Raw genomic sequence first — 15639 nt, forward strand, 5'->3', positions numbered from 1 at the left:
GTGCGCAAAGCAGTCGGACAAGCATTAAAGCGCTTCCAAAAATAGCCGCGGTGATTCCATGTATATGTCCTTTTTAACGCGAACATGCCGCACGCCGGGCGATAGAAAACGGTCTAATCCTTTTAGAAAAAACATATCGTAGCAATGATGGACAGTATCTTCAACATGTCTTCAAAATGTCGGTATAAGTGAGGGAGCTTCTATGCTGAAAATAGTGGTGCTTCTCAAGCAAACGTTTGATACCGAGGAGAAAATCATAGTAACTGCTGCTGGCGTCGACGAGAAAGACGCCAAATTCGTCATTAATCCTTACGATGAATATGCGCTCGAGGAGGCGCTCCGCCAGCGGGAACGGCTGGGGGGCGAGGTCATTGCCGTCACTTGCGGCCCAGAGCGTTCCCAGGATGCGCTCCGCACCGCGCTCGCTATCGGTGCGGATGAAGCGATACGGCTCGACAGCGGGTCCTTGCCGGATGACGGAAGCGCGGTTGCCGCTGCGCTCGCTGCCATCATCAAGCCGCTCTCCCCTGACCTGCTGCTGGCCGGCTTATTTGCGGTAGACAGCGGCGCTGGCAGCGTCGCTTTGCAGATCGCGGAGCGGCTGGGTCTGCCCCATGCCTCCTCCGCCGTTAAACTCACGATCCTGACCGCTGACGAGCTCAGCTCTCTGCCAAAGGAGGGCTTACTGCTTGAAGCTAGCGCATCAAGCGCCATGCGTTATGCGCTCGTTGAGCGTGATATCGAAGGCGATACCGAAACCGTATCGCTCCCGCTGCCTGCGCTCGTTACGGCCCAGCAGGGCTTAAACGAGCCGCGCTATCCGTCTCTGCCGGGCATCATGAAAGCGAAACGAAAGCCGCTTCGCACCGTCACGCTCCAAGAGCTGGTGAGCAGCGGCGCGCTCTCCGCGGAAAGCGTCTCGCCACGCACCTCTCGCTCGCAGCTGCTCCCGCCTCCGCCGCGCGCAGCAGGCAAACGCCTGCCAGGCGCACCAGCGGAGCAGGCCGCATCGCTGGTGTCGCTGCTGCGGGAGGAAGCGAAGCTTCCTCTTTGAGCGGAGGAGTGATAGGAGCTGGCGGGGCTCGGCGAGTGGGATAGAACTGAAAAACACACTAATGCTGAGCTGGGCTAATATCAGCGCTTTTGCACACCGGTCAGCTTCCCCACATTCTACACTGCAGTTTGTGCAATAGAATGCCCCTAAGGACCGGAAGAAACGCGCTACGCTGCAGTTTGTACAGTAGAATCAGCAGCAAATCGGCTCCAACGGCGCTTATTAGGCTATTCCGTTGTATAAACTGCAATGTAGCTCACCATTGGGCCTCGAATGTAAGGTTTCTGTTGCATAAAATGCAGCGCAGGCAAAGAACACGGTAGGTAGTTAAGGGACTTAACTACCTACCAGGAGCGAAAGTACGGAAAAACACACTAATATTGGTTTGTTAGAGGCTTCTGCAAACCCGACAGCTTATCCATACTCTACTCTGCAGTTTGAGCAACAGAATGACATCTTGAGCGAATACGCAGCCCTAAACTGCCGTTTGTGCAACAAAATGACATAAGGAGAAAAAGAGCAGCGCTACGCTGCAGTTTGTGCAATAGAATGCCCCTAAGGACCGGAAGAAACGCGCTACGCTGCAGTTTGTGCAATAGAATCAGCAGCTAATCGGCTCCGACGGCACTTATTGGGCTATCCCATTGTATAAACTGCAATGTAACTCACCATTGGTGCTCGAATGTAAGGTTTCTGTTGCACAATATGCAGCGTACTCAATGAACACTGATGGTAGTTAAGGGACTTAACTACCTACCAGGAGCGAAAGTACGGAAAAACACACTAATATTGGTTTGTTAGAGGCTTCTGCAAACCCGACAGCTTATCCATACTCTACAATGCAGTTTGTGCAATAGAATGACATCTTGAGCGAAAGTGCAGCGCTACGCTGCAGTTTGTGCAATAGAATGCCCATAAGGACCGGAAGAACCGCGCTACACTGCAGTTTGTACAGCAGAATCAGCAGCTAATCGGCTACAACGGCGCTAAATTGGCTATACGTTGTATAAACTGCAATGTAGCTCACCATTGGAGCTCTTATGTAAGGTTTCTGTTGCACAATATGCAGCGTAGGCACGGAACACTGATGGTAGTTAAGGGACTTAACTACCAGGAGCGATAGCACATCGAATGATAGTTAAGATACTTAAATATAAGGAGTTAGTCTAACCGTGCTAGCTGAGTGAGTTTTTTTCGCGAGGCTATGATACAACTCAGACGAAGCCGCCGCAGCCAACCTCAACTACTGAGGCCTTCCCATTACAGTAGGCAAAAGAAGACGCACAGCAACATAGTCTAACGTATTTTCCTGCTGCAAGCTGCCTAGTTACTGGTTCGTGGATATAGTTACGGCAGCGGGCATCCCTCCTTTCGATGAGTTGGTGTCGTGCAGTACAGCAGAGGTTGAATTAGTTGTAATGAGCAAGCTTGGTTTGTCGTAAAAGTAACGGGAGAGGAGCAGCATCCAATGTCCAAAACCATTCTTGTTTTTGCCGAAAGCCGGAACGGTACGCTCCGCCGGGTGGCGCTGGAGGCACTCGGCGCAGCTCGGCGGCTTGCAGGCAAGGACGGCGCTGTCCATGCCGTCCTTGCCTGCTCCGGCGGCGCGGCGGAAGAAGCCGCCGCGCTAATCGCGCGGGGGGCGGCCGTCGTGCATATCGCCGACGACCCTTCCCTCCGCGCCTTTGCGCCCGAGGCGTACATCGCCGCCCTCGGCGCAGCCATGGCTGCGGTGCAGCCTGACGCGCTATTGCTCGGCCACACCGCTATGGGGCGCGAGCTCGCGCCCCGAGTGGCCGCAGCCATTGGCGCCGGCCACATCGCCGACGTCATCGCCATCGAAGCATCTGACGATGGCGACGACGTCGGCTTCACCCGCCCGCTCTACGCCGGCAAGGCGTTCGAGCGGCGCAGCTTTGTGCCGGGCCATCCGTGGGTCATCACGGTGCGCCCGAACAATTTGCCGGCGGCAGAGCCTTTGGACGCCGCCGAAGCTGCAGGTACCGTCGCGGAGCTTCCGTTCACGGTGCCGCCGCTCTACACCGCCGTGCGCAGCCTCGTGCGCCGCGCCGGCGGCCAGCTTGATCTGGCCGAAGCCGACGTCGTCGTTTCCGGCGGGCGAGGCGTGCGCAGCGCAGCCGGCTTCGAGCCGCTGCAAGCTATGGCCGCAGCACTCGGGGGCGCGGTTGGAGCCTCGCGCGGTGCCTGCGATGCCGGCTATTGTGATTATGCGCTGCAAATTGGGCAAACCGGGAAAGTCGTCACTCCGCAGCTTTATATTGCATGCGGAATAAGCGGCGCCATCCAGCATCTGGCTGGCATGAGCCAATCCCGCGTCATTGTCGCGATCAACAAAGATCCCGAGGCCCCTATTTTCGGTATTGCCGACTATGGAATCGTAGGCGATTTATTCGAGGTCGTTCCCTTGTTAACGACAGAACTTCAGCGCGAACGCGCTTGATCTTCAATTCGGAGCTGTAAGCTCACGAATAAGCATGAACGCAAAGTGACCCCATCAAAAAAGGTGCCTGTGTTGTAGAAAATACAACACCGGCACCTTTTTACGTAAATGTATGCTTCTAGGATTCGCATCTCCAGCTCGACGCCGGGAAGTCTTCTCTAAGCAAAATCAGGACGGATCTCACGGATGCAATCCGGCGACTCGAACAGATCGTCATGCACAGCATTCGTAACCGGATACGCGCGCATCAGATAGGAATCCATGGCCTCTAAATGCTTGCGCAGTCCGCTGAATTCCGTAATTCGAGGATTGAGCCAGTCCTCAATGCCCTCCTCGTCCAAAATAACCGGAACACGCGGCTGCCACACCGACATCGCTCCCGTCGAAGCTGCGGTAATCATCGTGAAGGCACGCACCTCTTTGCCGCTCACGTTTCTCCAGCAATCATAAATCCCGGCAATGCCGAACAGCTGCTGGCTTGGAACGACGATGTGCATCGCTCTCGGGTCGCGTTCTTTTCCAAATTGCTTTTGGCCAAAAAAACCGCTGCAAGGCAGCACGCATCTTTGTCTCCGCAGCATACGTGCCAAAAACGGCTTATCGGACAGTGTCTTGTGATCAGCATTTACGGCATCCTTCGCCCAGAAAGGAAACAAGCCCCATCGTGACTCCTGAATCGTCCTTTGATCAAATCGATCATTCATGACAATCGACACCGTCTGCGTAGGTGCTACATTAAATCGGTTTGTATGCCCCTGAATAACCTTTCCTACTTGAAACATTTCAACAATATCACCAATTTCTGCCGTTAACGAAAACCGTTCAATCATCGCGACCACCCTTTACACGTTGTTTGAATCCAGTTTCTGTTAAAGACAATAAAATTATGCAATGTCCTGAGCAAAATAAACAAATGGCGGGAAATGAAGCCTTAGCTCCGTTTCCCGCCATTTTGTCCTGCTATGGCCTACATCGTAAATCTTTTGCGGAATTTCAGCGGCGGCATACCAGTATGCGACGCAAAAAGTCTCGAGAAATGCGGCGTCTGCCGGAAGCCTGTTTCCTCCGCTACCCGCGCGATCGTCCAATCGGTTTTGATGAGCAGAAGCTTTGCCTGATCTAATCTGTAATAAAGTAAATATTGCTGCGGCGTACAATCGAATACCTCCGTCATACAGCGCGTGATGTAATTAGTATGAAGTTGAAGAACATCGCTGAGCATCGTGTTGCTGATCGGGCTCCGATAATTCAGCTTCAAATAGGCGGCTGCCCGCTCCGCGACCGATACAGCTGCTTTGGCAGCATCCGAGCGCCAACCCTCGTCCAGCATTTGCAGCAAATGCAAAAACCGCTGCTGACGATCCCAGAATGCGCCATGCGACGAGCTTTTAGCCGCTTCATGCAGCTGGGAGAAGATCAGCTTGGCTTCATCCGGATAGGTAAGCTTCATCTGCTTGGGTAAACGTATAGCATACGTATAATAATCGCCTCGCAGCGAGCCGCTTTGGTTGCCGACCGTTTCCTCCCAAGCTCCGACCGTTTGGAAATGAATCCAGTCAAAAACCGTATCCACCTCGCACGGACGCGTGGAATAATGCCAACGGTCTGGTCTCAGAATCAGGACATCGCCCGGACCGAGTGTCCATCTTCGGTTATCCTCAGCCACATGCAGCGACCCTTCATTCACAAACAGCAAATCAAAAACGCCTAGATTCGTCCGATTCGGATGCTCCTCGCCAGCGCGATAGGTTAAACGGTTTGATTCTATGAAAAACGGCAGCGGCGGTGAACGGAATGTTAGTAATAGCTCCTCTGACAATCGAATCTCTCTCCTTCTAAAGTTTTGCGAAGCAAAACTTACTTCGTAAGCATAAGCTTTGTTTTGCGAAGCAAAACTTACTTCGTAAGCATAAGCTTTGTTTTGCGAAGCAACACTGACTTCGTAAGCAGATGCTTAATCTCGTGAAGCAAAACTCACTTCGTTGCCTATGTTTTTTTGCTCAACAAAATTAGATTCCCATGTGTAAATATGCAAAAAATGACTACTGCCCATGTTACTTGAAAACCGTTTCATTTGTCTACAACAAAACAAAACCCCCAACTCTTCCGCAATCGGAAATCATTTGGGGCTTAACGTAAATTCTATTCATTTATTAGTCTATTCACATTACGAATTGGACCGCCGACCCTGGATTGACCTTGAAAAAGTCGACCTCAGGCAGCAGGCTTTTTATCAAATACATATAATCATAGGAACGTTCCAGCGATTCCTCATCAGGCACATAGACAATCCTTTTACCGCTGAGAAGGGATAGCACTTCAATTCGTGTCGGAAGCTTCTCAAAGGCGCTCATGCAAAACACCGATGTCATATGAAAGAGCAAATCGAGAGAATCCTCATCCACATCGACCGCCAGCTTCTGCACGATATAATCATCTGCGGCGCCTTCTTGGTCCACGGAAACCAAATGGAAAATTTGCGATATTTCCAAATCAAGCTCATCCACGTAAGCAGTTAGCTGTTCATAAAAAATAATAGGCATGCTCGGGCATGAACCGCCAAGTAAAAAAACGGTCAATTGCTCCTTAACGGTCTGCTTCATTTGTAAAAAATGCTCATCAGAATGGAACTTATAATTCCGATTCGTCCACCAATGCTCAACGGATGCTTCAATCGTCGCTTGCGTACGAGCCCCTTCAGGAAGTCCGTAGAAATCATTTACGCTGTGGCTGGCTGCGTATTGTACCATTTGTCTCCAGTTGACGTCGCTTTCCCGCTTGCGGCCCTTCTTGCTGCTCGCAAAACGGTCGGGGCAGCGCAGCAGCTCTTCCAGCTTATAATCTTCAACTCTTAATACCGTGGGAATCTGCTCCATTATAAAGGCCGCCCCTCTCTCATGATTATCCTGCTACCGCTACAAGTCCCGCAATTTGACGCCCAAGGCTTCGGCCTTGCTCTTTCTCATCTTCAGACGCATTGTATTCAAACTTAATGCATTCAGCGGAAATGGCTGCGCCAAGCCCCTTGAGCTTCGTCTCAATCATATCCACCGCGGCGCAATAAATCGGATACGAGGTATCTCCCGAACCAAAAGCGGCAGCTATCTTTCCGCTAAGATTAAGCGAGCTCATCTCGTCGTAAAAATCAATAAATTCATCCGGCAGCTCGCCGTCTCCCCATGTGTATGCTCCAATGATGATGCCATCATAATCATTAAGCTCCGCTGCGCTAGCATCAAAGGCTTCTTTTAGAACAACCTCCGCTCCCGCTTGCTTAACCCCCTCTGCAATGGCCTCTGCCATTTCTTCCGTATTTCCCGTCATGCTTGCATAAACGACAAGTACTTTCGGCATCTGTCATTCCTCCGCTTCCTGCTTTTATATTTTTAAATATTCATGGTTTGAATACCTTCGAAGAGTGTCGCCATGTACAGGTTGCCGCCCTGCATATCGATGTCTGTCACCGGGCATCCCAGCTTAATAGACAGCAGCGTGATTTGATTGCAGATGTAGGCGAGTTGGAACAGTCCGCGGTCCGTGCATACATAAATATCATTTCCTTTGGCAAGCACCGAAAAAATAAACGGCTTGCCGAATCGGATTCGATCGAATCTGCCTTTCTTATCTCCAATGAGGAGCTCGCCTTTGTCACTCGTGCCGATCAAATGACCTCTGAAAACAGCTAAGCTCGTAACACTCGTTTCCAGTTCAAAATGCGCCCAGTCATCCATAAAACGATCATAGAGCGAAATACCGCTCTCATGCGCGATGATTAAATACTGAGGCAAATTGATAAAATCGTAGACCTTCTTGTCTTCGCATGCGATTTGCTCCCATTTGCTACCCGATTTGGACCAAAGTCCATATTCAGTAGCCGCATAGCTGGTCCCGCCGATTTTGCGATATTGATAGCATGGGATCGATAAACCGTCATTGTCCCATGCTTCGCCATTCCATTCGTAAAGCCCGCTGCTTGTGCAGGCATGCAGCAAGTCATGCTGCAGCTGCAAGCGATTCACATTGGTGTTATCGTCCAACCCAAGGCTCAGCTTCTCCCAGCTTCCTTCTGCATCGATTTGATAAATACCGTGACCGACTGAAGCGGCAAACAAGCAGTCAGGTCCTGCCTTTACCGATGAGAAGGGAAAGAGCAGCCAATTCCAAGGTTTACTTTTTTCAATTTGCATATCTCTTGCTCCTTCAAAAAGATTTTTTAGTCTGTTGTATGTTGAAGCTGCTGTGCAATATATTTGCTCCCGTGCTCGGGCATTATTTGGCGTATGTTTTCATTTAGAAGCTGATTTCTTTTACTTTGTTTTTGTAAAAGGAACGCCGATTTCCGTTTTTTTAAAACCATTTCATAAAGCAAGCCCATAAGCTTTGCCTCCCGCTTTAGGTCAATATGTAATTGCCTCTTCATAAGTGATAATGATTATCACTTTCGAATATATGATAACTATTCTCAATACGAATGTCAATTCATTTATTCATCTCCTTCTTTCCTGCAAATTCTTTAAGTTTTAAAATATTCCAAATATCCACTTCCGAATCGATTCACATATTTACTAAAATATAGTTGATATTTCAAAGTTAAACCTGTTAATTACCCAATCAATAGATAGAGTACAAACATAGGATGACGTATCAAACAACAGCAGCCGGTATATCGTTAATAAATACAGCTACAGGCTATCCAAGCGTCAAAAACAACGAGAAAACGGCAGGCCAAGGTTTATACCTTGACCTGCCGTTTCTTATCTGCCTCTATTCCAAACTATAAACGTAATTCCAATTGCAGCTTAAACAGTACCTTAATCTGATCCTTCAAAAACTGCATATCCCGCACCGTGACAATGTCCTGAGCAGGCAAATCAAGCGGAACGTTAATGGTCTCTAGCATGTTGACGGGCAAGCTAGTATTTTTTAAGGATAACGACTGCGGCTTTAGTACAATGTTTGGAGACTGCCATTCCAGTGAATATTCCGCTTCAAGCGCTGCAGGAATTCGCCCCATATAGGTAACGTTCATGTGCGCGATCAGCTTCTTCTCTTCCAGCTCGAAGCTGGCTCCGTCCAGCTGAGTATCCTGCGCGATTACCACGGATGATGATCCCGCTTCCCCGCTTGCGTACTTTTCTTTCAGATGCTTTTTGATCAAATCGTTAATATCTGCCTCCGTAAGGACAAGTTCAGGCTTTAATTTCTTGACCATAGCAAGCACCTTTTCGTTTACATCAATCGGCTCATAGCTTAGATCAAGCTGCTCATCCGGCGCAATATAGGACAGCATCCACCAGGCAGTGCCACCAAGCAGCAAAAGAATGACAATAAAGAGCAGAAGCAGTCTTTTTATAATTCTCCCCATTTCTTACCCCTCCTTGCAATATTAATTAGTGATTTTCGATACGTTTACTTGCGATGATAATGCTATAATGAATCCATTCATTTATGTTGCTGATCCACGAAAGCCGAAAGGAAGGTCACCTATGAACACGAACAATTTACCGCTGCAACGTATTGGACTTGAAGATATCGTGCAAGCGCAGATGCACTTAAAGGATGTCATAACGCGTACGCCGCTTCAATATAACCGCGTGCTGTCCGAGCGCTACAACTGCAATTTGCTTTTAAAACGAGAGGATCTGCAAATCGTTCGCTCGTTCAAAATACGCGGCGCCTATCACTTGATGCGTTCACTCGGACAAGAAACCTTAGCCAAAGGCGTTGTATGCGCAAGCGCAGGCAACCACGCGCAGGGCGTAGCTTACTCCTGCCAAACGCTCGGTATTCCCGGTAAAATCTATATGCCCAGCACGACCCCACGCCAAAAGGTGACGCAGGTCAGCTTCTTTGGCGGCTCTCAGGTTGAGGTCATTCTGACCGGCGATACCTTTGACGATGCTTATGCGGAAGCTGTGGCCGAGAGCAATCGCAGCGGCATGGCCTTTATTCATCCGTTCGACGATCCCAAAATCATCGCAGGAAACGGTACAGTAGGTCAAGAGCTCATGGAAGCGGCCGATTCTGTACCCGATTTCGTATTCGTCACCGTCGGCGGCGGAGGACTTGCAGCAGGCGTTTCTTCCTATACCAAAATCGTCTCGCCGTCCACAAAGGTGATCGGCGTAGAGCCCGAAGGCGCTCAGTCGTTAAGAGCTTCGCTCGACGCAGGCGAAGTCACCCCGCTCGACCAAATCGATAAGTTCGTAGACGGCGCAGCCGTTAAGCGAATCGGCGATTTGACGTTTGAGATCTGCCGGGAGCTCCTCGACGATGTAATAGCCGTGCCAGAAGGAAAAGTATGTACAACCATGCTGGACCTGTACAATGAGAATGCGATTGTAGCCGAGCCGGCCGGTGCGCTGCCGATTGCCGCGCTGGAAGCCTACCGCGACCAAATTAAAGGAAAAACAGTCGTCTGCGTGGTGAGCGGCGGCAACAACGATGTCGACCGTATGCAGGAAATCAAAGAACGCTCCCTCATTTACGAAGGCTACAAGCACTACTTTATGGTGAGCTTTCCTCAACGTGCAGGAGCGCTCCGGGAATTTCTCGACCGCGTGCTCGGGCCTAATGATGATATTACACGCTTTGAGTATACAAAGAAATCGAACAAGGACAACGGCCCCGCACTCGTTGGCATCGAGCTCAAGCACAGAGAGGATTACACTCCGCTCGTCGATCGGATGACCAAGAAGGGCTTTCAATTTCTAGAGCTGAACAAGGACCCCGTGCTGTTTAATTTATTGATTTGATCCGCTGCTTAATCGAATACGCCCCGCTTCCACTTATGGAAACGGGGCGTTTTACATTTACCAGGCGTAAGCGCGAGGCGCGTCTCCGCCGGGGCCGGGGAATATTTCATCGATACGTTTGAGAGCCGATTCATCCAAGGAAATTTCTACTGCGCGAAGAGAACGCTCGAATTGATCCAGCGTACGAACGCCGATAATTGGTGCCGTCACAGCCGGATTGGCGAGAAGCCATGCCAGCGATACAAGATCCTCGGGCTCGCCAAGCTCATCGCAAAACGCCGCGTAAGCATCGAGCTGATCACGGTGCTGCTCCAGACGCTTTGAATCGCCGCTGCGGCGGCCTCCGTCCTTGCGGCGATGATTGCCCGCAAGCAAACCGCCGTCTAGCGGGCTCCATGGGATTACGCCAAGACCCAGCTCCTTCGAAGCCGGCAGCACTTCAAGCTCCGGCAAACGGCATAACAGGTTGTATTTATGCTGCTCGGACACAAGGCCAATGGAGCCCCTTGCCTTGGCTTCGCCCTGTGCAACCGCAATATCCCAACCTGCAAAATTACTTGAGCCTATGTAGCCGACCTTCCCTTGCGAAACAGCCGTTTCAAAAGCTCCCCAAAGCTCACTCCAATTTACGCTGCGGTCAACGTGATGCATTTGATATAGTTCTATATGATCCGTTTGAAGGCGCTTAAGCGAACCTTCCAAATGTCTGCGAATTTTGTAAGCGGATAAGCCTGCGTCGCGGTTAGGTCCGTCATGAGCGTCATGCATATCACCATATACTTTTGTAGCCAAAACCGTACGTTCGCGGCGTCCGTCACCTTTTTGAAACCATTTTCCGATGATTTCTTCGGTACGGCCTGCATTTTCGCCCCATCCGTAAATATTTGCGGTATCGATAAAATTAATGCCTGCATCCAATGCTGCATCTAAAATACGAAATGATTCCTTTTCGTCTGTGTCTACGCCAAAATTCATCGTACCCAGACATAATCGACTTACTCGAAGACCTGATCTTCCCAATTTCGTATACTGCACTCTAATCATCGCTCCTTCAATTTTGAAATAGGATGGATTGCTTATCTATTATACAAAAATTACACAAAGTAACCAAATTCCGTTCACGTTCGCATAACAATCATCCGCTACACTACCTTCAGGAGGTGTATCCATGATTCGTTTCGAAAGCAATCCACAGCCGAAATGCCTAATTTTGTATGCATCTTACGGTGAAGGCCACCTGCAGGTTGCCCGTGCGATTAAGAGCTCCTTGGAGGAGCATGGCAATCATCGTACGGTAATGGTCGATCTCATGGCGGAATCGCATCCTTGGCTGAACGAGGTCACCAGACGTTTTTATTTAAAGAGCTATACGCATATGCCCTCGCTCTATGGCTGGATGTATGATTTCACAAAGCCGATGAAGCATAACTCTTGGTTTGGCGGCTTGCTGCACTCCTTTGGGAGAGAAAAAATAAGACGCATTCTCCAGACGGAGCAGCCGGATATCGTCGTTCATACCTTTCCGGGTTTCGCGCTGCCGGAGCTTAAACGTCGGAAGGACTCCCATCCCCCCTGCTTTACCGTGATCACGGACTTCGATCTGCATGGCCGATGGGTACATCCAAGCATTGATCGCTATTATGTCGCGACGGACGATTTAAAACGCGAGCTTACCCAGCTCGGCATTCCGAATCACGCCGTTCAAGTTACCGGCATCCCGCTTAAGAGCGGCTTCCGTGCGACCGCCGCTTCAAGCGAACTCTACGAACGTTACAATCTTAACCCCAATCAACCGATCATCCTGATCATGACAGGTGCGCAAGGTGTCATGCCTGATGTGGCCCAAATGTGCAGCAGATTGCTGAATGACCCTAACGTCCAAGTCGCGCTCGTATGCGGACGCAATCTACTTATGAAGGAAAGCATCGAAAAACAATTCCAAGACCATTCCTGTTTCTCCCGCTTGCATCTATATGGTTTTATTGAACCGATTCATGAGCTCATGGCCATTTCGGATTGCCTCATTACGAAGCCTGGCGGCGTTACCCTCTCAGAAGGCATTACCGCGGGTCTGCCCTTATTCATCTACCGTCCGGTTCCTGGACAAGAAAAGCAAAACGCGCGATATCTCGCTTCCAAGGGGGCGGCTGTTATCGCTGATGATGTAAATGAGTTGACGGACCAAATTTTGAAACTCGTCCATGATCCGTTACGTCTAACTATTAGCAAGCTCTCTACCAAACAGCTTCAAACCTCGCAAACAGCGGCTGACAGCATTGTTTTGGATATTTTATCCACTATAAGTATAATGGAGAAAGCATCGACTCTATAAGAGATAAGGAGCCTGACTTTGCGTACAAATCTAAGCTACTCATTTGGAGCGGAGATGCGCCTTATCTCCGTTATTTTGTTCGTTGTGGAATTTGTTAGAGGTGCTGTGCTCGTCAGTTTGTTACCCATATACGGCGCAAAAACATTAGGGCTCACACCCGATGTCATCGGGGCTGCCATTTCTGCACACTATTTGGTCGACACGCTGCTCAAAATGGTAACCGGCTATCTGTTAGACCGTTTTTCCACCCGGATCGTGGTGCAAGCAGGGCTTGTGATTTCCCTGATCGGCGTTTATTGCCTGCAATTTGCCGAGCTCCCTTGGATGTTTATTGGCGCTGCGGCTTTATACGGCATTGGGATGTCACCGATTTGGATTGTGTGCCTGACAAAGGTGAGCAAACAACGCCGCGCTGCCCAAATGGGTCTTCTTTACACGATCTGGATGGCTGGACTCGGAAGCGGTCCGATCGTATGTAATATTTTACTTGATGTCAGCGTATCGTTTACGTACAACCTGCTTGTCAGCTTGTCCGTGGCAGCATGCCTGCTGACGCTCTTTATGAGCAAAGAAAGGGCTGATACGCCTATCCGATTGCCGCTGCGCAAACAGCTGGCCATTCTTAAGGGAAGACTGCGCGCGATGCGGCTTCTGCTGCCGGGAATGATTTTGCAGACGACCGGAGCAAGCATGCTGGTTCCCATATTGCCAAGCTTCGCGGAGCAAGAGCTCGGACTGACTGGCACACAATACTCGGTTCTTCTTACCGTGGGAGGTATTCTTGCTGCTGCCGGTCTCATTCCGATGGGAAAGCTCTCTGACAAAATGAACGGCAAAAAGTGGTTTCTTGTCTCCGGCTTCGGTGCGTTCGCACTAGGCTTATGTATGCTGGCTTCGGGTCTCGGGTTCTGGTATTGTTTACTTATATCGGCAGTCCTTGGATTGTCCTATTCCGCTATTTTGCCTGCATGGAATGCGCTGCTTGCCTCTTACGTGCCACCTAAGCAAGAAGGGCTAGGCTGGGGGGTTTTTTCCACCTTCGAAGGAATCGGTGTCATGATAGGTCCGGCTGCCGGCGGCCTGATTGCCGCATGGAACGGAGAAGTCGCTGTATTTTGGACTAGCGCCGTCCTCTTTGGGCTCATTGGATTGTTTTATTTATGTTTCCCATTCCATGCGTTTGCTGCAAGTAAAAAAGCTATAAACAAGTAGAACGGAGTTAAATTTATGGATGATTGGCGCAATTGGCTCGAATACATAAAGCATTTGGATCTGGATTCGATCCAGTGGACGCTGGAGAGCTACTCGCAGTGGGGCCCGTTTCCGGGCATTCTGCTTCCAATGATTGAATCGTTTCTCCCTTTCCTTCCGTTAATTCTCATCATTGCCGCTAACGCCAACATATATGGCCTTGGCTTCGGGTTTCTATTCTCATGGATCGGCGTAACTGTCGGTGCGATCACTGTATTCTGGATCAGCCGAAAGCTTGGCCGCAATGTAAAAGGCCGTTTGGAGCGTCGCTTTCCAAAATCGGAACGGTTCTTCAACTGGGTTGAGCGGAAGGGCTTCACGCCGCTGTTTCTGCTCGCTTGCTTTCCTTTTACGCCGTCTGTCATCATTACGGTCGTCTCCGGTTTAAGCAAGGTGCCCTTCCATACGTTTTTGCTTGCGACGCTGCTCGGAAAAGCAGTTATGATTTTTTGTATCTCGCTAATCAGCTTCGATATTGGCAATCTCGTCGATGAACCTTGGCGTATTTTCGTCTCGATCACCGCTGTGCTTGTTATGTGGTTCGGCGGCAAACGGCTTGAATCCCGTTATCAGGTAAATGGGTGAGGTGACGGCGTATGACAAAAATGATTAGCTTGGCGGCTTCTATGCCGCCTCTGCTCCTGTCTTGGTTTGACATTGGCGCGACCGCGATCGTGCTTATTATTGCCGGCGTATTGCTCGCCGGCATGTTTATGTTTGTGCGGATTGCTTCAGACGATTCGGACAAATATAAGGATCTAAAGGAGATGGTGGAGACGATTTTCGGCACGCCCGCCCACCTTCGGCCCCAATCACAATCAGATGATTCCTCCATTAGCCAAAAAGGGAAGGACTCTGCCAAAGAGATTGCCCCGGGTAACCTTGCACCCTTTTCCGAGCCTTGCCCTGCCTGCAGCGAAACCGTCACGGAACGTGATTCAAGCTGCCCCTCCTGCGGGCTGCAGCTGCAATAAAACCCGCTTTAACTGAGCCGAATGCCTGAACTCATACATTTCTTTCGTTTGTGGCACACTGTAGAGGATCTTCTTGTGAAGACAAGCGAAACGGCGGAAACCGCTTCGGCGGCAGCGCCCGTTTCGCGGCAACGAATACCAATGAAATTCTCAGGAGGGTGATCTCATGTCAGGCGAACAGCCATCCGATCAACAGAAAGCGGCAAGCAAAGCGCAATCGAAAGCAGACCGCAACCTAGCGAGCAAACAATCAGCGAGCGAGCTGCAGTCAGATGCCGATCGCGCAGCGGTGCCCAAGCACGGATTATAAGTATAGGAAGGTTGGTTGACACTATATGAGCAATTCTAATGATCATCATGAGATGAACCCCATGTCAGGCGAACCTGTAGAAGTAAAAGGCACGTATCGCAATGAGTGGGGACGTGAGGAGCAGCTGGAACGCGGAGATGTATTCCCTGCTGATCCCATGCTTGGATCGACAGAGTGGCAGCTGGTTGAGCTCTTCTTTAATAATCATCATGAAGGACATACCGATCCGCGATTGGTGCCGCATGATAATGCCAATAATCCAGAAGCTCATATGCAGCATCCTCGCCGCCATGAGGGAAGCAACAAAACGGATGACGATCAGTAGCCGATAGGCATCATACTGCTGAAAGCTCCGTGTGGAGATAGGCGTAGAAATTTATCCCTGCGCATTCAACCTCCATATAAAAAACAGCAGGTTGGAGCGCCCGATAGCGTTTTCCAGCCTGCTGTTTTTATTTGTTAAGACTTCTGTTGTACATTCTACAATAGAAACCATAAATTT

At 50.0% G+C, this 15639-nt stretch carries 16 protein-coding genes; 9 read left to right on the forward strand and 7 right to left on the reverse strand.

Going from position 1 to position 15639, the window contains the following annotated elements:
• Positions 1–205: 205 nt before the first annotated feature.
• Together AC1DLI_RS09635 and AC1DLI_RS09640 are read left to right on the forward strand one after the other, a co-directional pair.
• Positions 206–1054, forward strand: coding sequence for an electron transfer flavoprotein subunit beta/FixA family protein (locus tag AC1DLI_RS09635; protein WP_477602363.1), 849 nt, complete (start codon positions 206–208; stop codon positions 1052–1054).
• A 1468-nt stretch (positions 1055–2522) separates the two neighbouring features.
• Complete coding sequence (locus tag AC1DLI_RS09640; RefSeq protein ID WP_477601877.1) at positions 2523–3515, forward strand: electron transfer flavoprotein subunit alpha/FixB family protein; 993 nt, start codon at positions 2523–2525, stop codon at positions 3513–3515.
• Positions 3516–3673: 158 nt separating this feature from the next.
• Here AC1DLI_RS09640 and AC1DLI_RS09645 read toward each other — a convergent pair whose 3' ends face one another.
• The 6 genes from AC1DLI_RS09645 to AC1DLI_RS09670 form a co-directional block, all read right to left on the reverse strand.
• Positions 3674–4345, reverse strand: coding sequence for an SOS response-associated peptidase (locus AC1DLI_RS09645; RefSeq protein ID WP_308997316.1), 672 nt, complete (start codon positions 4343–4345; stop codon positions 3674–3676).
• Between the two features lie 137 nt (positions 4346–4482).
• Complete coding sequence (locus AC1DLI_RS09650) at positions 4483–5334, reverse strand: AraC family transcriptional regulator (RefSeq protein ID WP_308997315.1); 852 nt, start codon at positions 5332–5334, stop codon at positions 4483–4485.
• 343 nt (positions 5335–5677) lie between these two features.
• Entirely contained in the window at positions 5678–6391 is a 714-nt protein-coding gene (locus AC1DLI_RS09655) for a hypothetical protein (RefSeq protein ID WP_477601880.1), read from the reverse strand.
• Between the two features lie 25 nt (positions 6392–6416).
• Complete coding sequence (locus tag AC1DLI_RS09660) at positions 6417–6869, reverse strand: flavodoxin (RefSeq protein ID WP_477601882.1); 453 nt, start codon at positions 6867–6869, stop codon at positions 6417–6419.
• A gap of 32 nt (positions 6870–6901) precedes the next feature.
• Complete coding sequence (locus AC1DLI_RS09665) at positions 6902–7702, reverse strand: hypothetical protein (protein WP_477601884.1); 801 nt, start codon at positions 7700–7702, stop codon at positions 6902–6904.
• Between the two features lie 587 nt (positions 7703–8289).
• Positions 8290–8880 carry a hypothetical protein gene (locus tag AC1DLI_RS09670; protein ID WP_477601886.1) on the reverse strand — a complete coding sequence of 197 codons (591 nt, stop codon included), beginning with the start codon at positions 8878–8880 and terminating at the stop codon, positions 8290–8292.
• A gap of 121 nt (positions 8881–9001) precedes the next feature.
• Here AC1DLI_RS09670 and ilvA point away from each other — a divergent pair, with 121 nt between their 5' ends.
• Positions 9002–10270, forward strand: coding sequence for a threonine ammonia-lyase IlvA (ilvA, locus tag AC1DLI_RS09675; RefSeq protein ID WP_477601888.1), 1269 nt, complete (start codon positions 9002–9004; stop codon positions 10268–10270).
• 57 nt (positions 10271–10327) lie between these two features.
• Here the strand turns inward: ilvA and AC1DLI_RS09680 are convergent, their stop codons facing one another.
• Complete coding sequence (locus tag AC1DLI_RS09680) at positions 10328–11305, reverse strand: aldo/keto reductase (protein WP_477601890.1); 978 nt, start codon at positions 11303–11305, stop codon at positions 10328–10330.
• Positions 11306–11438: 133 nt separating this feature from the next.
• Between AC1DLI_RS09680 and AC1DLI_RS09685 the strand changes: the two genes are divergently transcribed.
• From AC1DLI_RS09685 to AC1DLI_RS09710, 6 genes are all read left to right on the forward strand, one after another.
• Entirely contained in the window at positions 11439–12602 is a 1164-nt protein-coding gene (locus AC1DLI_RS09685) for an MGDG synthase family glycosyltransferase (protein ID WP_477601892.1), read from the forward strand.
• A gap of 18 nt (positions 12603–12620) precedes the next feature.
• Positions 12621–13814 (forward strand): MFS transporter, encoded by a 1194-nt coding sequence (locus AC1DLI_RS09690; RefSeq protein WP_477601894.1) that lies wholly within the window; start codon positions 12621–12623, stop codon positions 13812–13814.
• A gap of 15 nt (positions 13815–13829) precedes the next feature.
• Positions 13830–14438: a TVP38/TMEM64 family protein gene (locus AC1DLI_RS09695; protein ID WP_308997306.1), complete on the forward strand. Its 609-nt coding sequence runs from the start codon at positions 13830–13832 to the stop codon at positions 14436–14438.
• 11 nt (positions 14439–14449) lie between these two features.
• Complete coding sequence (locus AC1DLI_RS09700) at positions 14450–14827, forward strand: zinc ribbon domain-containing protein (protein WP_477601897.1); 378 nt, start codon at positions 14450–14452, stop codon at positions 14825–14827.
• A 166-nt stretch (positions 14828–14993) separates the two neighbouring features.
• Positions 14994–15137, forward strand: coding sequence for a hypothetical protein (locus tag AC1DLI_RS09705; protein WP_308997304.1), 144 nt, complete (start codon positions 14994–14996; stop codon positions 15135–15137).
• 25 nt (positions 15138–15162) lie between these two features.
• A complete protein-coding gene (locus AC1DLI_RS09710) occupies positions 15163–15462 on the forward strand; it encodes a transposase (protein WP_308997303.1) in 300 nt (99 codons plus the stop codon).
• The last annotated feature ends 177 nt before the right edge of the window (positions 15463–15639 follow it).

The organism is Paenibacillus sp. 01T443 (assembly GCF_056398325.1).